The 19,605-nt window shown below is 42.7% G+C and carries 20 protein-coding genes and 1 pseudogene; 5 read left to right on the forward strand and 16 right to left on the reverse strand.

Features of this window, described 5'->3' with window-relative positions:
* The 13 genes and pseudogenes from Q0I54_RS10745 to Q0I54_RS10805 form a co-directional block, all read right to left on the reverse strand.
* Positions 1 to 239: pseudogene (locus Q0I54_RS10745) on the reverse strand (tRNA (N6-isopentenyl adenosine(37)-C2)-methylthiotransferase MiaB); the annotation flags it as partial.
* Positions 240 to 331: 92 nt separating this feature from the next.
* Positions 332 to 1,507 (reverse strand): SpoIIE family protein phosphatase, encoded by a 1,176-nt coding sequence (locus Q0I54_RS10750; protein ID WP_296118598.1) that lies wholly within the window; start codon positions 1,505 to 1,507, stop codon positions 332 to 334.
* Between the two features lie 14 nt (positions 1,508 to 1,521).
* On the reverse strand, positions 1,522 to 3,225 hold the full coding sequence (locus Q0I54_RS10755; protein WP_296118599.1) for a [Fe-Fe] hydrogenase large subunit C-terminal domain-containing protein: 1,704 nt from the start codon (positions 3,223 to 3,225) through the stop codon (positions 1,522 to 1,524).
* Positions 3,226 to 3,373: 148 nt separating this feature from the next.
* A complete protein-coding gene (locus tag Q0I54_RS10760; protein ID WP_109215579.1) occupies positions 3,374 to 3,598 on the reverse strand; it encodes an acyl carrier protein in 225 nt (74 codons plus the stop codon).
* Positions 3,599 to 3,616: 18 nt separating this feature from the next.
* On the reverse strand, positions 3,617 to 4,795 hold the full coding sequence (locus Q0I54_RS10765; RefSeq protein ID WP_296118600.1) for an alanine racemase: 1,179 nt from the start codon (positions 4,793 to 4,795) through the stop codon (positions 3,617 to 3,619).
* On the reverse strand, positions 4,773 to 6,338 hold the full coding sequence (locus Q0I54_RS10770) for an amino acid adenylation domain-containing protein (protein ID WP_296118601.1): 1,566 nt from the start codon (positions 6,336 to 6,338) through the stop codon (positions 4,773 to 4,775). The genes Q0I54_RS10765 and Q0I54_RS10770 overlap by 23 nt, the downstream gene beginning before the upstream one ends.
* A gap of 18 nt (positions 6,339 to 6,356) precedes the next feature.
* The gene (locus tag Q0I54_RS10775; RefSeq protein WP_296118602.1) at positions 6,357 to 7,481 is read right to left on the reverse strand and encodes a hypothetical protein; all 1,125 of its coding nucleotides are present in this window, start codon (positions 7,479 to 7,481) and stop codon (positions 6,357 to 6,359) included.
* Positions 7,468 to 9,006, reverse strand: a complete 1,539-nt coding sequence (locus tag Q0I54_RS10780; protein WP_296118603.1) for an MBOAT family protein — start codon at positions 9,004 to 9,006, stop codon at positions 7,468 to 7,470. The genes Q0I54_RS10775 and Q0I54_RS10780 overlap by 14 nt, the downstream gene beginning before the upstream one ends.
* 197 nt (positions 9,007 to 9,203) lie before the next feature.
* Positions 9,204 to 10,949: an NADH-dependent [FeFe] hydrogenase, group A6 gene (locus Q0I54_RS10785; protein WP_296118605.1), complete on the reverse strand. Its 1,746-nt coding sequence runs from the start codon at positions 10,947 to 10,949 to the stop codon at positions 9,204 to 9,206.
* 14 nt (positions 10,950 to 10,963) lie between these two features.
* Positions 10,964 to 12,754 (reverse strand): NADH-quinone oxidoreductase subunit NuoF, encoded by a 1,791-nt coding sequence (nuoF, locus tag Q0I54_RS10790; protein WP_296118607.1) that lies wholly within the window; start codon positions 12,752 to 12,754, stop codon positions 10,964 to 10,966.
* A 15-nt stretch (positions 12,755 to 12,769) separates the two neighbouring features.
* Entirely contained in the window at positions 12,770 to 13,144 is a 375-nt protein-coding gene (locus Q0I54_RS10795; RefSeq protein WP_294785168.1) for a ferredoxin, read from the reverse strand.
* Positions 13,145 to 13,161: 17 nt separating this feature from the next.
* Positions 13,162 to 13,725 (reverse strand): ATP-binding protein, encoded by a 564-nt coding sequence (locus Q0I54_RS10800; RefSeq protein ID WP_296118608.1) that lies wholly within the window; start codon positions 13,723 to 13,725, stop codon positions 13,162 to 13,164.
* Positions 13,725 to 14,219: an NAD(P)H-dependent oxidoreductase subunit E gene (locus Q0I54_RS10805; protein WP_296118619.1), complete on the reverse strand. Its 495-nt coding sequence runs from the start codon at positions 14,217 to 14,219 to the stop codon at positions 13,725 to 13,727. The genes Q0I54_RS10800 and Q0I54_RS10805 overlap by 1 nt, the downstream gene beginning before the upstream one ends.
* 268 nt (positions 14,220 to 14,487) lie before the next feature.
* Here Q0I54_RS10805 and Q0I54_RS10810 point away from each other — a divergent pair, with 268 nt between their 5' ends.
* From Q0I54_RS10810 to Q0I54_RS10830, 5 genes are read left to right on the forward strand one after another with little or no spacing between them, the layout of a single operon-like run.
* Positions 14,488 to 14,844, forward strand: a complete 357-nt coding sequence (locus Q0I54_RS10810; RefSeq protein ID WP_294785164.1) for a DRTGG domain-containing protein — start codon at positions 14,488 to 14,490, stop codon at positions 14,842 to 14,844.
* Complete coding sequence (locus tag Q0I54_RS10815) at positions 14,837 to 15,265, forward strand: ATP-binding protein (RefSeq protein ID WP_296118610.1); 429 nt, start codon at positions 14,837 to 14,839, stop codon at positions 15,263 to 15,265. The genes Q0I54_RS10810 and Q0I54_RS10815 overlap by 8 nt, the downstream gene beginning before the upstream one ends.
* A gap of 26 nt (positions 15,266 to 15,291) precedes the next feature.
* Entirely contained in the window at positions 15,292 to 16,584 is a 1,293-nt protein-coding gene (locus Q0I54_RS10820) for a [Fe-Fe] hydrogenase large subunit C-terminal domain-containing protein (protein WP_296118612.1), read from the forward strand.
* Positions 16,581 to 16,931 carry a hypothetical protein gene (locus tag Q0I54_RS10825; protein WP_296118614.1) on the forward strand — a complete coding sequence of 117 codons (351 nt, stop codon included), beginning with the start codon at positions 16,581 to 16,583 and terminating at the stop codon, positions 16,929 to 16,931. The genes Q0I54_RS10820 and Q0I54_RS10825 overlap by 4 nt, the downstream gene beginning before the upstream one ends.
* A complete protein-coding gene (locus Q0I54_RS10830) occupies positions 16,912 to 17,631 on the forward strand; it encodes a PHP domain-containing protein (protein ID WP_296118615.1) in 720 nt (239 codons plus the stop codon). The genes Q0I54_RS10825 and Q0I54_RS10830 overlap by 20 nt, the downstream gene beginning before the upstream one ends.
* 146 nt (positions 17,632 to 17,777) lie before the next feature.
* Here the strand turns inward: Q0I54_RS10830 and Q0I54_RS10835 are convergent, their stop codons facing one another.
* The 3 genes from Q0I54_RS10835 to Q0I54_RS10845 form a co-directional block, all read right to left on the reverse strand.
* The gene (locus tag Q0I54_RS10835; RefSeq protein ID WP_366008678.1) at positions 17,778 to 18,008 is read right to left on the reverse strand and encodes a DUF896 domain-containing protein; all 231 of its coding nucleotides are present in this window, start codon (positions 18,006 to 18,008) and stop codon (positions 17,778 to 17,780) included.
* Between the two features lie 94 nt (positions 18,009 to 18,102).
* Complete coding sequence (gene proB / locus Q0I54_RS10840; protein WP_296118616.1) at positions 18,103 to 18,945, reverse strand: glutamate 5-kinase; 843 nt, start codon at positions 18,943 to 18,945, stop codon at positions 18,103 to 18,105.
* A 174-nt stretch (positions 18,946 to 19,119) separates the two neighbouring features.
* On the reverse strand, positions 19,120 to 19,605 hold a 486-nt coding region (locus Q0I54_RS10845), incomplete at its 5' end, for a 4Fe-4S binding protein (RefSeq protein ID WP_296118617.1).

Genomic DNA, 19,605 nt, shown 5'->3' on the forward strand with positions numbered 1-19,605 from the left:
TCGGATACGGACTCCTGATATCCGATGGCAGTTAAGATACCGCATAATTTTTCGGAGTCTCGGGCGTTCATCTGACAACCAAAGGTATTGACGCAAAACGTCATCTTTCTGCCAGCCTCTTTCTCCATCTGCGACACCAGCATGCGGGCCTTTGCAATGAAATAATACTGGCGCAGCGGCTCCTCCGCCGGCGGATCCAGTGTCAGGTCGATCTGATTAATAAAATGTTCTATTTGCATATATTTTTCCTTATCTATTGATATTCTTCACGAAAGAACAAACGTTCCGTAATCATGAACTGAATTAGTATAACACACCTTGCTTTCTTTTTTCAATAGTAATACACATGTACCGTTCGATGCATGGCGGTCAGTACATTCTGCAAACGTTTGATTAAGTTCTGGCGGACAGAAATCTCAAAAGGCAGTTCCTTGGTGGTATAGTCTTTATTGATTGCTTTTCCGATAAACAGATTTACCGTTGTACAGTTTTCCATCAGATAGCAGGCCAGACGGGTGGCACCGTTATCCCGGCTCAGTTCATCAAAAAAATCTTCGGATACATCATCCTGCTGATAGCGCTCCAGCAGTTCAATTGCTTTATTTAAAGTAAGAACGCCTTCCGTTACCAGATCGATACCTTCAATTTTTGCCGTTGGAGGAATCTCCGGATCCAGAACGCCAACGGAGGTGATCAGGCGTCGTCCAAGCTCTCTTGCCACAATCTGGCTTGTGATACCGCCGGAGACGATCTTGATGCCTTCCTGTTTCATAAAATCCTGTACCATGCGGTTGTCATCTTTTTTCTCCAACGGCGGTCCTGTCAGAATATTTACAATCTCTTCTTCCATAATCCGGGCCACTGCAATGGTGGTATCATCACTGCACATCCCGCCATACAGATCCGCACAGGCACGGTTCATCTGTTCCGCCAGCTGTACCGCTGTTCTGGTTTTTGCTGCGCTGGATTCACAACAGCCTGCCAGTGCATTCCAGTCCCATCGGTAATTCATGATATCTCCGGTTCCACAATACAGGCATCCATCACTCATGATCGCCAGTGCATCTCCAGGTAACGTCTGAAAACGGCATTCCCGGATTTTTTTTCCTTCGATCTTTCGATAGGAAAAAGGCAGCGCTTTTACTTTGCCCTGCCGCACCAGAATACACTCCGGATTGTCATACTCCACCACATAAATTTCCCCGGTATAATACACCTGGATAATGCTGAATGTCGAATAAGCCACACCATTCACTGAAGAAATCGGCAGTGTTTTCGCAATCGTTGCAACTACCTCGTCAATGGTCATATCATTGTACATCATGGTTGCAATGATCTTCGACGTCAGGGTTGCTAAAATATTTGCCCGAATACCGCTTCCCATACCGTCAGCCAGAATCAGGATTCTGGAATCTTCTTTGTCTACAATCTCTACTTTATCTCCACACAGTTCTTCTCCGTAATGATTCAGACTCTTGTATGCCATATCAATCGCAATCGGTTTCATGTTCCAGCCCCTTTCTAGCTTTCCAGCAGCGTATCACGCAGCTTGGTCAGAATTGCCTTCGTCTCCGCTGTCGTTTCTCCAAGCAGACCGGCAATTTCCTGTGCCGTCGTCATCTGTTTTTCGATAACGGACTGCGCCATTTTTACGGTATTCAGCTTCTGGTCCAACAGCTGCTCCGCCCATTTTTCCTCCGCCGTCACGTCCTCAATGATGGCCAGCACGCGGTCGGATGCAGGGATGTATACAATGGTTTCCAAAATGGTCATATGATAAGTATCCCACTTACGTTTTTCACGCAGTTTATTTTCATGAGTACGATATACTTCCTCAAAATCTTTTGTGTCAATAAATTCAAACAGATACATTTTCAGTGCTTCCTGGCGGGTCGTGTGGAACACTTCTTCCGCCCGACGGTTAAACTCTTTGATCCGCATCTCTTTGTCAAAAATAAAAATCAGATTCGGTGTGGTCTCCATAACGACATTAGCCTGAGAACGGGCATTTTCATAAGAACGGATCAGACACATAGCTGCCTCTGCTTTTCCCTGATAAATCGCAATGGCTTTTTCCCGACAAGTCATGTAACCACAGGCGCCACAGTTAAACTCTGTATTGCTGTTGCTCTTTCCGATGGTCTTTAAAATCTCCCGAATTTCTGCTTCTGTTGGCATTTTATCTACTACCTGTCGTGGCACATATGTACGCTCCAGTTCTTCTTTTGGCAGATTGATATACGCCGGGGGTGCCGCCAGCAGTGCATTATTTTCAATGCTCATAGTTGCTTTAAAACGAAATCCACGACGTTTGTCCACACCCGGTCCGTTCACACAGCCACCCGCACAAAGGTTCAGTTCTACAAAACAGTGATCAATGTAGCCTCGTTTCATACTGTGTAAAAACTCTCTGCAGCTCTTGATACTGCTGACCATCAGTTTCTTATAAGTACCCGGTGCACCACAGACATCCACCGCACGGATGATACCGTTTGTAACCGGATAAAGCTGATTGACCATCGGATCCTGGTTGGCAAATGGTCTGGATTCACAATGTTTCAGATCGATACCTTCCTCATCCAGCCATTTTTGTAACTCATTAAACTCAATGACCGCATCCACGCAGCCGCGGGTTCTTGCATCCGCTTCTGCTTCCATCTTTTTCGCCACACACGGTCCGATAAAAACTACTTTCGTGTGCTGTCCCATCAGATCTTTGATCCAATGTCCATGGGCGATCATCGGGGAGACAACCGGCGCCAGATACGGAATCAGCATCGGATAATGTTTTTCCACCAGATAAACGATTGCCGGACAGCTTGTCACAATAATATTGTCCATCTCACCTTCCTTCATTAGACGCACATACTCCCGGGTGATAATGGCCGCCCCTTCCGCCGTCTCACGCACCTGGGAAAAACCAAGCTGCAGCAATGCCGCTACAATCTGCCCGGAATCTTCATAATCCAGCAGTCCACGGTAGGACGGATCCAGGGAAACCACCACATGTTCGCCTTTCTTCAACATATTTTTCACATAATCCAGATCACTGTCAAAAGTTTTTGCCTCCTGCGGACAGATTTCCATACAGTGTCCACAGTAAATGCACATATCCGTGACAATCTGTGCCTGCCCGTTTTTGATCCGGATTGCCTTGACATCACAGTTTCTTAAGCATTTATAACAATGCGCGCAATTCGCATCCTGAAAATTAATCACATTCATATCCCTAACCTCCTCTATTAATCGTATTTTACCATTAATCTCCTTTCAAATGAAGTATCAGAAAAACTATTTTTTATAGCAAAAAGGAACGTACCATCTTTTTGATCGTACATTCCTTTCTCTGCATTTACCTGTGTTTTCGCTGATATTAATCCTGTAACTCCTGAATCATCTTCCAAAGTGCCTCTGCACTGTTGAAATTTTCCGGTTTTACATACGCTGCCGGTATCACGATATCAAACTCATCACTAATGTCACTGATAATTTGCAGGATATCAAAAGAGTCTAAAATATGATCATCCACCAGTGCCTTTTCATTTTCAAAATCTACATCCTCTTTAATATCCTTTAACAATTCCAATAATTCTTCCATGTTACAAATCTCCTTTTCTTATATATTCATTGTATTTATAGTACTTGTTTCTATTGCATCTCTTACTAATGTAAGGGAACCACTCTCATCTTTTAAATAAACCTTTGGCATGGTTCGACTCAAAAACAGATAAATCCCCTCTGTCACAGAATATGCTCCGACATTTTCAAAAGCCAGCGTATCGCCAATTTCCAGATGTTCAAATTCCACTTCTCTGCAGAGAATATCCGATGTTGTACACAGACTTCCGCAGAGACACCATGTTTTCTTACCCGCTGTACCATCCTGCACCATTGCATTTTTATAATGTTTTATAATCGGTGTCTTCATGCCCATCATCTGTCCCAAATAAGTCAGATGGTTCATTCCTCCATCCACAATACAATAATGTGCGTTTCCCACTGTTTTTAAATCTGCAACGTTTGTATAATACGTTCCACATTCCGTTGCGAAAAAACGTCCCATCTCAATGGTCAATTCTACTTTTTGTGCCACTTCATTTAAGATATCTTTCAACTCTTTTACAGGAAATAAAGTATCCGAAAAATCATCATCTGCAAAATAAGGGACTGCAAACCCTGGTCCATATTCCAGTTTTTTTAATTCCAGTCCGAAAAGGTTTCGGATCTCCTCAAATAATTCCAACAGCATCTGAAGTTCTTTTATCTTTCTTTTCGCCCGTTTCCGTTGTGTCCCGACAAAATAATGAATTCCTGTAATGTTTAAACTTCTGTATCTGTTTTCCCTGTGCTGCAATATATCAAATATATCCTCTTTTGCCATTCCAAACTGAGAACCGGCATTCAGGCGAAGGATCACTTCTGCTTTCTGATCTGAATCTGCTGCTTCAACCACTTGCTGGATCAGATCTACATGACGAACCGATTCCGCTGTAAATATTCCTACTCCGTACTCATAGGCTTCTCTGATATCCGTAATCCCCTTATTAACACCGGAATAAATGATTCTGGATCCATCTACGCCCAGTTTTTTACAGATAGCAAGTTCACCTGGACTGCAGACTTCCAGTTTATCCACACACGTCAACATGGTTGTCACTAAAAATGGATTTGCCTTCATGGAATAACAAAGTGACACTGTTTCTCCGACAATCTCTCTGATCTGTGCAGCCCGTTTTTGTAAAACTGCCGTATCAAACACAAATGCAGGTGTATTACTTTTTAAAATGTCTTGCATGTAAACTCTCCTCGTATAGCTTTCTTAATTGATTTCTGTCAATCTTTCCATTCTTGCTCATCGGCATTTCTGTAAGCTGCAGCGCCGTATTTGGTATCATATAAGGCGGCAGTATACCACGTAACGTTTTTATCAGCTGTCTTTTTTCGCATGTCCCCGTGTAAAAAAGCAGCAAACGTTCCTTTTCTGTCTCATAAATACAACAGGATCTGGTGATTCCATCCACGGCATTCGCTGCCACTTCAATCTCTCCAAGTTCAATTCGGTGTCCCAGATGTTTGATCTGGAAATCTTTTCTGGAAATATATACAAGATTTCCCTGTGCATCATATTTTGCCAGATCACCGGTTCGATAAATCCGTTCATCATAGCGATGATTCAATGGATTTTGCACAAAGACCTGTGCCGTTTTATCCGGTGCATTATAATAGCCCAACGCCAGCTCTGAGCTGCTGACACAGATTTCTCCGGCTTTTCCTGCTTCCGTCACTTGCTGATCTGTCTCATCCAAAAGGAATACCGTTTCATTTGGAAAAGCTTTTCCAATAGGAATCACATCGGTCAGTTCATATTCGCGTTTTGGATCAAGCACATAATACGTACAGTTACAGGTGACTTCAGTTGGTCCGTACAGATTTACGAACATCGCCTGAGGCAGATATTTTCTCCATATCCTGTAATGTTTTATCGGAAGCACTTCTCCGCTAAAAAGTACTTTTCGAACCGTATCCGGTGTACGATAATCAAATCCATTCATGACAGATACAAAGCACATGGCGCTGACCGCCCAGGTAAGCACGGTCATTTTGCTGTCTGCCATATAATCCATCAAAGTAGTAGGATCACTGAAATATTCTCTTGGAATAATCTGTACTTTCGCACCAGTCAAAAGACCGGTATAAATATCTTTTACCGATACATCAAAATCAAACGGCGCCTGATTTCCTATAATGTCTTCCTTTGTGATAGCAAAAGTATCTGCATAGATCCGGATAAAATCCATCACTGCTCTGTGACTTACTGCAACACCTTTTGGCAAACCGGTGCTTCCACTGGTAAAATTAATATACAACGGATTTCGATCCGTATGTTCCGTTCGGATCTGTCTCAAAAGATTCTGATCGATCGTCGCTTCCTCCAGACACTTCTCTGCCAGCAAAATTGTCGTTTTCGAAACATCCCCGGCTATTGCATCCAGACACTTTTTCATTTTCTCCAGATTTTCTTCCTTTGTAACGATCACTTCCGGCTGCAGCACGTTCAGGATCTGCTGCAGTCTCGCTTCCGGCTGGCGCAGATCTAACAGGCAATATGGACAGCCGGCATATACCGCTCCAAACATGATACTTAAGGTAACACAGCTTTTTTCCATATAAATTGCTACCGGCGCAGTCCCTGTCATCCATTTTCTCAGATAAGTTCCGCCCTTCTGCGCATACATCTTTAACTGAGTAAAGGAATATTCTTCTTTCGGATCCGCAACTGCAATTTTTTCTCCGGACTGTGCTTCCATATGCTCCAGCCATTCTAATACATTCGTCATTTTGTTTCCTCTTTACATCTAATTTTGGTTGTTTGTATTTGCAGTGTCATATCCCGGAAGGTAAGTAGCAACAATATCTTTGACAGATTCCATATAGGTATCCTCATCATAAAAATATTGTGACACATCCTCGCCTGCATCACGGCTCAATACAAATTTCGAAAAAGCCTTGCAAAAAACTTCTGACCCTGTTTTATTTAGGTGTTCAAAATTTGACAGATACTCCGGACAGATGGCAAACAATTCCGGTTTTACCAAATTGAAATCATAATAATCGGCACCGTACTTACTGCATATCCCACTGATTTTCTGGTTGATCGCAAAATACTCTTCCGCACCATATGCTGCAATATCATAAGGTGCTTTCGGTGTATTCACAACCATAAAGTCTACACCATTTTCCTGGCACAGTTTACACATCTCCTCTAATTCTTCATACGCCTTATCAGAGCTTTTTCCGGAATAAGCCTTTTTTGTATTATTTACAGCGGCTGTATTATAATCAAAGACACCACCTGCGTATGCATATCCCTTTCCGACATACTCCATATACCCTGCTACTTTTTTCGAACTTGCATTTGCATCTTTGCTTTCCCGTTTGATTTTCAGATTTTCTGAAATCGTCTTTAGCTTCCAATCAACACTGTTATAAGTCCATGGGAAAAAATATGTCAGTGATGCTTCTGCATTAAAGTTTTCACTGTCCGTCACAAACCTCCAGTCCAACCGCAGTTTTTCCAAAGGAGAACATCCATACTTTCTTGCCCTTGCAAAAGTGGCTCTCGCATTTGCATTTTGTATCAGTTCCAGAGACGGGATTCCAAATATAAGAACAGCCCTCTTTATCTTTTTTTCCTGAATCGCTGCCGTTAATGCCTCTTTGGTCTGATCCAACGGCTGCCCCGGTGTTCCCATATTAAAAGAACTCCACCCGGTAGCTTCATCTATGATATAGGGATTAAACGTCATCTGTGAAAAAGAAGAACCTAAATATACGGTATCTATTTTTTCTGTTTTGCGGAAGTCCTTCCACATGACTTCACTTGGACCATTTGCTTTCACAAGAAGATAACTCAGCAGCAAATTTATCACTATGAACAGGAAAACAAATCCAACCACTTTTATGCCCTTAATAATTCGCATACATAAAACCTCCTGCGCCAACGGCAAAATTAAACGATCCTAAAATAAGGAAAATCATCACAAAATATAGTAACCAGCGAAGTGCCAAAGGCCGTTCTTCCAACAATGTAATTGCATCCTTTCCTTTTTCTTTTAGAACACTGTCAGCAAATACAATGAGCAGCGCTGCCGCTGCCATGATATACGCTTTCTTTGGCACTTCTTTAAATGTTGGTTCCAAAATTTCGTATAACTGCCCCATATGAAAATGAATAATCGTGTTTTTCATGCACATAAAACAGTCTTTGATATTGTAAATTCGGTCAAAATACCATCCGATATTTACTATGATAAACGTCCGGATAATCCGAAATACATGAAATGCCCTGCTTTTTACATTTATGTGCAGCCTTTCTGCCATTTTTGCAAACAAAGGTGCACAGACATCTGAAACTGCAATTACAATACCATTGTAAAGACCCCAGAAAATAAAGTGCCACTGGGAGCCATGCCAGATACCCACAAGGAAAAATACCAGAATATTCGCAATGGATGCCGGCAGTACACGGCCAAAATGAACGTTCAGATGCTTTTTCGCCCATTTTCCTAATTTCTGCATAGGAGCAGTCAGCGCAAATGGATAAAATACATAATCACGCATCCATGCACCAAGCGAAATATGCCATCTTCGCCAGAAATCCCCCAGCGAAACAGAAAAATACGGTTGTCTGAAATTTGGCATCATTTCAATTCCAAACAATTCTGCTACACCCATAACGATATCGATTCCACCGGAAAAGTCTGCGTACTGTTGGGCTGAATATAATAATATTGCAAACACGATGGCAGAACCAGGTGTTTTCTCTGTAGGCGCATCCAGAATATTTGCGATTTCGTGAACCAGCAGATTTGCGATCGCATACTTTTTTAATAATCCAAACAAAATCAATATCAATGCACGCTTACAGCGATGCCAGTCCAGATCATGTCTGCCATACAGCTGTTCTTTCATCTGATCATATCTGTTGATCGGTCCCTGGATCAGTTGTGGAAAAAACGAAACAAACAGCAGGAAACGAAACGGATTCTTTTCAGCTTCGTATTTTTCAAAATAAATATCCACCAGATAACCAATGGAAATAAACATATAAAAAGAAATGCCAAGCGGTATCAGAAAACCTTCAAACAGAGGATGCATATATTTCAATACTGCCAGCATGCCAAAATTAATCACAATGATCGTCCAGAGAATACTTCTGCGTTTTTGATCAAACGCTGCTTTTATTTCCTTTCTCCTGACTCTGTCTATGCTTTTATCCTTTCGGATTTCCTGATATTGTTTCGAAAAATGAGCCAGCCATATACCGCCCACAAACACACTGAATCCGGTGATTGCAATAAAAATGAGATTCGAAATGCCTGAATAAGCATAAAATGCCATGCTGAATAAAAGCAGGCAGATCCATTGTTTTTTCCGAAATACAGTGTAATACAGTATAAATAAAACAGTTACAAACAAAATAAATGCAACAGATAACAAATTCATAAAAATGCTCCTTAAACAATTTCTCTGGAAATTCTATCACAGATGCCATATCCCATGCTTTAATTCTTCCTTAGAAATACTGAATATTTTCTTAATATTCTTTTTATATGATAAAAGGAGCCGTTACAAATACAACGGCTCCTCTTAAAAATATTCTCATTTTTTTCATCTGATCACGCAACTTATCAAATGTAAAACTATTTATTTACCGTACGTTTTACATAAGTAGTGTGCAGTAACTCATGTGCTTTATGGCTGCCCGGCTCACCAAGATAGGTTTCATATAATTCAATGATCGCCGGATTTTCATGTGATTTACGGATCTTATTATTTTTATCCAAATTGTAAAGCACTTCCGCTCGTTTTGCACGGATATCTACGGTATTGCGTACATATCCAGGCTGCTGCGGCTGACCGCCACCGTTGACACATCCGCCAGGACATCCCATGATCTCGATAAAATGATACTCAGCTTCCCCTGATTTTACTCTATTTAACAGTTCTTTTGCATTTTTCAGTCCGGAAGCAACAGCAACTTTGACATCCATACCAGCTACATTGTAAGTAGCCTCTTTGATGCCCTCGATACCACGTACATCAGTGAACTCAAGTTTTGCAAGTTCTTCGCCAGTCAGTTTCTCTACTGCGGTACGAAGTGCCGCTTCCATTACACCACCGGTTGCGCCGAAGATGACTGCTGCACCGGTTCCAAGACCAAGCGGCATATCAAATTCTTCATCCGGAAGATCTGTGAAACGGATACTTGCGCGTTCGATCATGCGGCCAAGCTCTCTTGTTGTAATAGCAATGTCCACATCCGGAACGCCTGCACCGTTCTCATCCTCTCTGCCAATCTCAAATTTCTTTGCAGTACATGGCATAACGCTGACAACCACCATTTTTTCTTTCGGAATTCCCATTTTCTCTGCATAATAAGATTTTGCAATTGCGCCAAACATCTGCTGCGGAGATTTACAGGAAGACAGATTCTCTGTCATTTCCGGGAAATAGTGCTCGCAGTATTTGATCCATCCCGGGGAACAGGAGGTGATCAGCGGTAATACACCGCCGTTCTGTACACGATCCAGTAACTCGTTGGCCTCTTCCATAATGGTAAGGTCTGCCGAAAATGTGGTATCAAATACTTTATCAAAACCAAGTCTGCGCAATGCTGCTGCCAGCTTGCCCTCTACGTCTGTACCGATTGGCATACCAAAGGCTTCTCCAAGTCCTGCACGAACAGCAGGTGCACACTGAACAACCACATACTTCTCCGGATCTGCAATTGCTGCAAATACTTCTTCGGTATTATCTTTCTCATACAGTGCTCCGGTCGGACATACAGCGATACACTGTCCACAGGATACGCAGCTTGTTTCGGCCAGATCCATATCAAATGCAGTTCCGATGTATGTCTTGAATCCACGCTCATTTGCACCGATCACACCTACGCCCTGTACTTTTTCACAGACAGCGCTACACCGTCTGCAAAGGATACATTTGTTATTATCTCTTACCATATGAGCTGCACTGGTATCTAACTCATACCCATTGCGTTCACCATCATAGTAAGCCTCATCATCTACTTTATATTCACGGCATAAGGTCTGAAGTTCACAGTTTCCACTGCGGACACAGGACAAACATTTGCGGTCGTGATTGGACAATAAAAGCTGTAACGTTTTTCTTCTGGACTCAATAACTTTCGGTGTGTTGGTCCATACTTCCATTCCTTCGTTGATCGGATATACACAGGCGGTCACCAGAGTGCGGGCACCTTTCACCTCAACAACACACATACGACAGGCGCCGATTTCATTGATTTCCTTGAGGTAACATAACGTCGGGATTTCAATCTGTGCAAGGCGTGCTGCCTCCAGAATCGTGGAACCCTGCGGTGCGGATACCTCTCTTCCGTTTATTTTAATTGTAATATTTTCCATGATTGATTCCTCCGTTACTCTTTATAAATAGCGCCAAAACGACACTTATCGATACAGGTTCCACATTTCACACATTTGCTTGTGTCAATGCTGTGTGCAACTTTTACCTGACCTTCGATGGCATTAACCGGACAGTTACGTGCACATAATGTACAACCTTTACATTTCGCAGGATCAATCTTATATGTAATAAGTTTCTTACATACGCCAGCCGGACATCTCTTGTTGACAACATGCTCAATATATTCGTCACGGAAGTAACGAAGTGTGGAAAGAACCGGGTTTGGAGCTGTCTGTCCCAAGCCACAGAGTGCGTTGTCTTTGATGTAGTAACACAGCTCTTCCATCTTGTCGATGTCCTCCAACGTTCCTCGTCCATCTGTAATCTTCTCTAATAACTCCAGCAGACGTTTCGTTCCGACACGACATGGCGTACATTTGCCACAGGACTCATCTACGGTAAACTGCAGGAAGAATTTTGCGATATCTACCATACAGGTATCTTCGTCCATAACAATCAGACCGCCAGATCCCATCATAGAACCAATGCTGATCAGGTTATCATAATCAATTGGAATATCAAAATGCTCTGCCGGGATACATCCGCCGGATGGTCCACCGGTCTGAGCTGCTTTAAATTTCTTACCATTTGGAATACCACCACCGATATCCTCGATAACGGTACGCAGAGTAGTTCCCATCGGAATTTCAACCAGACCTGTATTGTTGATTTTTCCACCAAGTGCAAATACTTTGGTTCCTTTGGATTTTTCTGTACCCATAGATGCAAACCACTTCGGTCCACGCAAAATGATCTGTGGGATATTTGCCCATGTTTCAACATTATTTAAGATGGTCGGACTCTGGAACAGACCTTTGACAGCCGGGAACGGCGGTCTTGGACGCGGCTCACCACGGTTTCCTTCAATGGAAGTCATCAAGGCCGTCTCCTCACCACAGACGAATGCACCGGCACCGAGACGCAGCTCGATATCAAAGTTGAATCCAGTGTCAAAAATATTTTTTCCAAGCAGACCATACTCTCTTGCCTGGTTAATTGCGATCTGCAGACGTTCTACCGCGATCGGGTACTCTGCACGTACATAAATATAACCCTGATCTGCACCGATAGCATAACCTGCAATGGCCATTGCCTCAAGTACAACATGCGGATCACCTTCCAGAACAGAACGATCCATAAATGCACCCGGATCACCCTCATCGGCATTACAACAAACGTATTTCTGTACATTTCCGCGGTTTCCGGAAGCAAATCTCCATTTCAGTCCGGTCGGGAATCCTGCGCCGCCACGGCCTCTTAAGCCACTGTCTAAAATGGTCTGGATAACATCATCCGGTGTCATTTCTGTCAGCACTTTTCCGAGAGCCTCATAACCACCGGTTCCGATATACTCATCAATACTTTCCGGATTGATCACACCACAGTTTCGCAGTGCGATTCTGTGCTGCTTTTTATAAAATGTTGTCTCATTTAAGGATTTGAGTCCTTCCGGTGTCTTCGCCTCATGATATACAAGACGTTCTACGATACGACCTTTTAACAGATGCTCGGAAACAATCTCCGCCACATCTTCCGGACGTACTTTTGAATAAAATACAGCCTCCGGATAAATGATCATTACCGGGCCTTCTGCACACAGACCGTGACATCCGGTTTTGACAACTGCTACTTCATTTTGTAATTTGTTTTTCTTTAATTCATCTTTTAAAGTCTGAATAATCTGCTGGCTTCCGGAAGAAGTACATCCGGTTCCTCCACAGACTAATACATGTGAACGATACATTCAGTTACACCCCCATTACATATTCTCAGCTACGTGAAGTAAATACTTATCAACTACCTGGCCTCTTACCAGATGCTGCTCCAAAATTTCTTTTGCTTTTTCTTCATTTACTTTCACATAAGTTACTTTTTCTTTGCCCGGCTCATATACTTCCACAATCGGCTCATACTGACATAAACCGATACAACCGGTCTGGGTGACGATCACATGCTCCAGCTTTCTGTCTTCTACTTCTTTTACAAGTGTATTTAAAACCGGACGCGCACCGCTGGCAATCCCGCAGGTAGCCATGCCGACAACCACGCGGGTGTCTTGTGCATGTTCTGACCGCATTCCGATCTGTCCTTGCATTTTTTCACGAATTGCTTTCAATTCTTCTAATGATTTCATATAGTCCCTCCTTCGAATTACCCGGGGTAATTCTGCATTCGATTAATATCCGATTCATTTTCTTCCAGATAGTCTCTGAGAAAAGATAATACTTCCGGTGTGTTCAATGGCACATCTCCGAGCATTTCCCGCATTTCTTTTGTATCCAGATGAAACTCTGCTGCGTTTACCTGATACTGATACCAAAAATCAATATCCGGATGCAGCATGATCAGAGAACACACTGTCTCATTCAGGTTTCCAAGTGGCATACAATCAATACTGTCTGTACAGAAAACTGCCTCAATCTGCGTTCCTTTTCCCGGTACAGAGGAAATAGAAAATGTTCCATCGGTACACTCTGCTTCCTGTTTGAAAAACGGAATGCCAAGTCCCACTTTTCGGGTCGTCCTTGTGGTATAAAAAGGATCTGTCACCCGTTTTACGGTTTCTGCATCCATTCCTTTTCCGTTGTCTGTGATCTGAACGGTCAGCCGATTCTGCTGCATGTTCACGCAGACCCTGATTTGAATCTCTGTCGCTTGCGCAGATACAGAATTCTCTGAGATATCCAGAATGTTTAATGAAATTTCCGGTAACATTACATATATTTTGCCAGAATGCCATCCAGCTCATCCGGAGTCAGACGACCATATACATCATCATTGATCATCATGACCGGTGCAAGACCACAGGCACCGATACAACGACAGGCATCCAGAGAGAATTTACCATCTGCGGTACACTCACCACCGGCAATTCCAAGGATTTCCGTAAGTTTGTTGTAAATATCACCTGAGCCTTTTACATAGCAGGCTGTTCCAAGACATACTGAAATTTTGTACTGTCCCTTCGGATATAAATTGAACTGAGAGTAAAATGTTGCAACTCCATAGATTTTTTCCATCGGCACATCCAATTCATCGGAAATCATCTTCTGAACTTCGTATGGAAGATAGCCGTAAATATCCTGCGCTTTCTGCATGATCGGCATCAGACAGCCTTGATCATCGCGCAACTCGTCGATGACTGCTCGCAGCATCGATTCCTGTTCCTGTGTTCCGTTAAACGGAACAGATTTTGTTTTTTCCAAAATTATCCCTCCTAATATCCAAATGTATTTTTTGCAATACATCTGCAAATTATAGTACCATCTCATTTCACAATAATCAACAAATTTTTTGCGTTAGTTTTGTATAATTTATTCACTTTTTATTTCAAAATTGTTCAAACTGCAATACATTATCAACTATGTTATAAAAATAACGATTCGTTTTTGTTGAAATATCACAAATTTCATGCTATACTAAATCAAAAAAATTGTGCATTTAAAAAAATACAAAACAGAAATTTTGGAGGCTATCATGACTATCTCACAAATCATTTTCCTGCTGGATGCCACTCCTCTGTCAGCTACCGTTGACATGGAGCACACGATTGAAACCGTCTGTGGTTCTGATATGATGAGTGATGTTCTGGCTTTTATCAAAAAAGATGCTTTACTGCTGACCGGGCTGAATAACCTTCAGGTCATTCGAACTGCTGAAATGTTGGATATTGTCTGTCTGGTGTTTGTCCGCGGCAAAATCCCACAGAAAGAAATGATCCGAAAAGCGGAAGAACTTGGCATAACTGTTCTGACCACAGAGCACACCATGTTTGATGCCTGTGGCATTCTTTATCATGCAGGGTTACGGGGAGGAAGTCGACACGATGCCTAGTATACATTACCAATACACTGTGGATGGGAAAGATTTTACGAGGGCCGGCGAAGCAAGCAGTTCCCTGAAGCAGACCCTAAAAATGATGAACCTGGATGCCGACGTCATCCGGCGCTGCGCCATTGCCATGTATGAGGGCGAGATCAATATGGTCATTCATGCTGACGGTGGTGTCATCGATGTAGATATCTATCCTGATCAGATTATCATGGAATTAAAAGACCACGGACCAGGAATTCCGGATGTGGAACTTGCCATGCAGGAAGGTTATTCTACCGCAAACGAAGATATTTTGAACCTTGGATTTGGTGCAGGAATGGGTCTTCCGAATATGAAACGTTCCTCGGATAAAATGAAAATTGACACTGAACCTGGTGTTGGAACCACTGTCACCATGACCATATATTTCAACATAAAATAATCTATAGGTAAAAGGAATGTCAGATCATGAATAAATTTTTTCACTCTGTATATCTGGACAGAGATAAATGTACCGGATGCATCACCTGTCTGAAACGGTGCCCCACACAGGCCATTCGTGTCAGAGACGGAAAAGCTCATATCATCAATGAATTCTGCATTGACTGTGGAGAATGTATCCGTCACTGCCCGCACCACGCAAAACATACCAAACGAGATTTCATACAGGTTTTGGATAATTACAAATATACCGTTGCTCTTCCGGCACCATCCCTGTACAGTCAGTTTAATAATATAAAGGATACCAACCTGATTTTAAATGCATTGATTTTATCCGGCTTTGATGATGTATTTGAAGTGAGTGCCGGTGCAGAAATCATTTCCGAACTTTCCCGGAATTATATCAGTGAACATCCGGAACTCTATCCACTGATCAGCACCGCCTGTCCTACGGTAGAACGTCTGATCCGTGTACGGTTTCCGGGACTGATTCCGCATCTTCTGCCGATTCTCCCCCCAATGGAAGCAGCCGCTGTCATTGCAAGGAAGCGAGCCGCAGAAAAAACCGGACTGCCTCCCTCTGATATTGGGATCATATTTATTTCTCCCTGCCCTTCCAAGATTACATTTATTCATGATCCACTGGGTATGAAAGAAAGTAATGTGGATGCAGTACTTGCCATCAAAGATATTTATCCATTGCTGCTGTCTCATATGAAAAAAGCTATACAGGAACCGTTTTCCTATACATTATCTGGCCGCATTGGAAAAGGATGGGCTATCAGCGGCGGTGAATCTTATGGAATCATTTCTGACCATTACCTGGCTGCTGATGGCATTGAAAATGTCATTCGGGTACTGGAAGATCTGGAGGACGAGAAATTTCTCCCGGGCCTGCAGTTTGTAGAATTAAATGCCTGCAGCGCCGGATGTGTGGGCGGCGTACTCACAGTAGAAAATCCATACATCGCCAAAGCAAAGGTAAAACAGTTTTCAAAATATGAACCCGTGCTTGGCATACACTGTGCAGATTTGCCTGAGAATACGCCAAAATCATTTGTCTGGACTGAACCAGTAGCTTATGAGCCGGTTTATACTCTGGGAGCAAATATCTTTGAAAGTATGGAAAAAATCATGGAAAGTCAGGAAATTTTAAAAGAACTTCCCGGTCTGGACTGCGGTTCCTGTGGTTCTCCAACCTGTAAAGCCCTGGCGGAGGATATCGTAAAAGGTGTGGATTCCGCAAAGCGGGAAGACTGCATCTACCTGATGCGGGAACAATGGAAAAAACACAACGAACAAAAGGAGGGAGAATCATGACGGTTAAAGAACTGTTAGAACAAAGCAATATAAACCTTGAAGTCATTCATATGGGTAATCCGGAGGCTGTGATCACGGAACCTTACTGCTGTGACCTGCTCAGCATTGCCATGGGAAATGCACCGGCATCCAGCGCATGGTGCACGGTTATGAGCAACATGAACACGCTGGCCGTAGCATCCCTGACAGAATGTGCCTGTGTCCTTCTCTGTCACAACGTCTCTGTAGATGAAAATATGAAATTAAAGGCAGTGAGTGAAAATATTAACGTGCTTCGTACCCCGGATTCCATTTTTACAACTGCTCTGGAGGTTTACAAAAAATTACATGAAAACACTGACCTATGATCTGCATCTCCACTCCTGCCTGTCCCCCTGCGGGGACAATGACATGACCCCAGCCATGATCGCAGGAATGGCAAAAGTCATCGGGCTGGATCTGATTGCACTGACGGATCATAATTCCTGCAAAAACTGCCCGGCGATTTCGCGGGCAGCTTCTGCCTATGGAATTTTATTTCTTCCTGGAATGGAACTGACCACTGCCGAAGAAGTGCATGTACTGTGCTATTTCCCGTCCATGGACACAGCAATGTCCTTTGATCACTGTGTATCTGATCACCTGCCTGCTATTCCAAATAAACCGGCAATTTTCGGTGATCAGCTGATCTGCGATGAGGAAGATCAGATACTCGGGCAGGAGGAACGGCTACTGATTTCCGCCACAGACATTCCTTTTGATGCAGTCTACGATCTCGTCTGCCAATATAACGGTATCATGGTTCCGGCGCATATCAATAAATCAAGCACCAGTCTGCTTGGCAACCTCGGATTCATCCCGGAAGGCAGCCGCTTTTCCTGCGCGGAAGTCAAAAACGATTCTGACTGGCCATTGCTCCAACAGCAATATCCTTACCTGACAGAGTGTAATCATCTGTGCAGTTCTGATGCACATAATCTGAATTCCATTCATGAACCGATTTATACCCTTGCCACTGCCGGGACGTCACTGCCGGATATTCTGTCGGCCATACAAAAAAAGCTGTAACAAAGGAAGAACAATATTTGATAACTATCATATTTTCCTTCGTTACAGCTTTTCTTTCACTGAAAGATAATTATTTCTCTTTTAGCGATTAAACTTTACTAAACGCTCTGTATTTGTTTTTCTATATTGATCATTCAGTAATTTTCTTACTTAATAATTACTTTTTTACCGTACTTCTCGCCCAGATTTTCCACAGAACCATCTGCATTCTGAATATCAATCTGGTTTAACTGACTGCGTAAATTTCTGCGAAAGGAAGCTACATACTCCTCGCGCAATACTGCCTGCTCTTTTTTTTCAGCTTCAGTCAGTCCTTCTGCTTTTGCTTTATGGTATAATTCATTAATTCTCTTTACTTTTTCATCTGTCATTGACATAATTTCTTTTCTCCTTTCGCTTTCTGCTGTATTTGTTCACTGATATTTTTCTTTTCCCGGATGTTTCTGTTATTTCAGCAAATTTTTACATTTTTTAGTTTGCCTGTAAATAAGAATGAATGTCAAAGGTTTCGTCGTTCTGTGCCCGGAATAAAGTACCTCTGAAATCACCGCTGAAAATCTGGTGAATGATTCCCACATCTTTTCCGTTGGCAATGATCATATCCGTACCGGATGCCGTTGCGATTCGTGCAGCTGTCAGCTTGGTTGCCATTCCACCGGTTCCCACATCACTTCCGGTAGACTGTTTTGCCATGGAATCATACTGCTCATTCATCTTTTCTACGCACTCAACCAATGTTGCTTCCGGATTTTTCCGCGGATCGTCGGTGTATAATCCGTCAATGTCAGACAACAAAATCAACAGATCTGCACCGACAAGTGAAGATACAATGGCGGAAAGGGTATCATTATCACCAAAATGCATCTCATAAGTAGATACGGTATCGTTTTCGTTGACAACCGGGATAATGCCAAGACGGAACATTTCTTCAAAGGTATTGTGTGCATTCTGTCGGGACTCATCCTCCAGAATTGTATCCTTTGTCATCAGAATCTGTCCAGCAGTCTGATTATACTCCGCAAACATTCTCTGATAAGTCATCATCAGACGTGCCTGGCCCACTGCCGCACAGGCCTGCTTTGTGGAAATATCCTGTGGACGGCTCTGCAGTCCAATAGCCTGACGTCCAACCGCGATTGCTCCGGAACTTACCAGACAAACATCCATGCCCTGATTCCTCAGATCACAGAGTTCCCGTACAAGTTTCTCAATTTTCATCAGATTCATGCTTCCCGTCTGCGGATGCTGCAGTGAAGAAGAACCGATTTTGACAACTACTCTTTTTTTATATTTAAAATAATCATTTACGTTCATCTGTACACTCCTTTTGTCATATCTTCGAAAAACAATGTCTGTTCTACGCGCAGATATCTTTGACACTCTTGTGTTCTATGATACATCGGTGAGGTGATTTCTGTCAATAAAAATACTGCCCTGAATTTTCAGGGCAGCACTTCTTCCTCTTTACTATTGTAATCATCAGATTGATTAAGCAGTAACTTTTCTGCCTGTGATGATCTTCTTCGGACATTTCTCAGCACACGCGCCGCATCCGGTACATTTTGTCTGGTCAATGTGTGCGATGTTGTTTTCAACTGTAACAGCGCCTGACTCACAGACTCTCTCACACATCTTACATCCGATACAACCAACTTTACAAGCAGTCATAACCTGTTTACCTTTATCCTGAGAACTACACTGTACTGCATGTTTTGCATCATACGGTACAAGCTCGATTAAGTTCTTCGGGCAGGCCTTGATACATTTACCACAGGCTTTACACTGCTCTTTATCAACAACAGCAACGCCATTTTTGATGTGGATTGCATCAAACGGACAAGCTTTGACACACTCACCAAATCCAAGACATCCAAAATTACATTTTTTCGGACCACCGTTTGGTACGAAAGCCATCATGGAGCAATCCTCTACTCCATAGTACTCGTAATCTGTATTTGCATTTTCACATGTTCC

This window comes from uncultured Eubacterium sp., from assembly GCF_934295145.1.
Lineage (GTDB): Bacteria > Bacillota > Clostridia > Lachnospirales > Lachnospiraceae > Eubacterium_I.

Bases quoted from the DNA above. Each gene is read 5' to 3' on its own strand.
- Q0I54_RS10820 (WP_296118612.1), top strand. From the start codon at position 15,292: ATGAATAAATTTTTTCACTCTGTATATCTGGACAGAGATAAATGTACC.
- proB (WP_296118616.1), bottom strand. From the start codon at position 18,945: ATGAACGTAAATGATTATTTTAAATATAAAAAAAGAGTAGTTGTCAAA.
- Q0I54_RS10775 (WP_296118602.1), bottom strand. From the start codon at position 7,481: ATGCGAATTATTAAGGGCATAAAAGTGGTTGGATTTGTTTTCCTGTTC.
- Q0I54_RS10800 (WP_296118608.1), bottom strand. From the start codon at position 13,725: ATGTTACCGGAAATTTCATTAAACATTCTGGATATCTCAGAGAATTCT.
- Q0I54_RS10755 (WP_296118599.1), bottom strand. From the start codon at position 3,225: ATGAATGTGATTAATTTTCAGGATGCGAATTGCGCGCATTGTTATAAA.
- Q0I54_RS10795 (WP_294785168.1), bottom strand. From the start codon at position 13,144: ATGAAATCATTAGAAGAATTGAAAGCAATTCGTGAAAAAATGCAAGGA.
- Q0I54_RS10750 (WP_296118598.1), bottom strand. From the start codon at position 1,507: ATGAAACCGATTGCGATTGATATGGCATACAAGAGTCTGAATCATTAC.
- Q0I54_RS10760 (WP_109215579.1), bottom strand. From the start codon at position 3,598: ATGGAAGAATTATTGGAATTGTTAAAGGATATTAAAGAGGATGTAGAT.
- Q0I54_RS10765 (WP_296118600.1), bottom strand. From the start codon at position 4,795: ATGCAAGACATTTTAAAAAGTAATACACCTGCATTTGTGTTTGATACG.
- Q0I54_RS10785 (WP_296118605.1), bottom strand. From the start codon at position 10,949: ATGGAAAATATTACAATTAAAATAAACGGAAGAGAGGTATCCGCACCG.
- Q0I54_RS10825 (WP_296118614.1), top strand. From the start codon at position 16,581: ATGACGGTTAAAGAACTGTTAGAACAAAGCAATATAAACCTTGAAGTC.
- nuoF (WP_296118607.1), bottom strand. From the start codon at position 12,754: ATGTATCGTTCACATGTATTAGTCTGTGGAGGAACCGGATGTACTTCT.
- Q0I54_RS10770 (WP_296118601.1), bottom strand. From the start codon at position 6,338: ATGACGAATGTATTAGAATGGCTGGAGCATATGGAAGCACAGTCCGGA.
- Q0I54_RS10835 (WP_366008678.1), bottom strand. From the start codon at position 18,008: ATGTCAATGACAGATGAAAAAGTAAAGAGAATTAATGAATTATACCAT.
- Q0I54_RS10830 (WP_296118615.1), top strand. From the start codon at position 16,912: ATGAAAACACTGACCTATGATCTGCATCTCCACTCCTGCCTGTCCCCC.
- Q0I54_RS10815 (WP_296118610.1), top strand. From the start codon at position 14,837: ATGCCTAGTATACATTACCAATACACTGTGGATGGGAAAGATTTTACG.
- Q0I54_RS10780 (WP_296118603.1), bottom strand. From the start codon at position 9,006: ATGAATTTGTTATCTGTTGCATTTATTTTGTTTGTAACTGTTTTATTT.
- Q0I54_RS10810 (WP_294785164.1), top strand. From the start codon at position 14,488: ATGACTATCTCACAAATCATTTTCCTGCTGGATGCCACTCCTCTGTCA.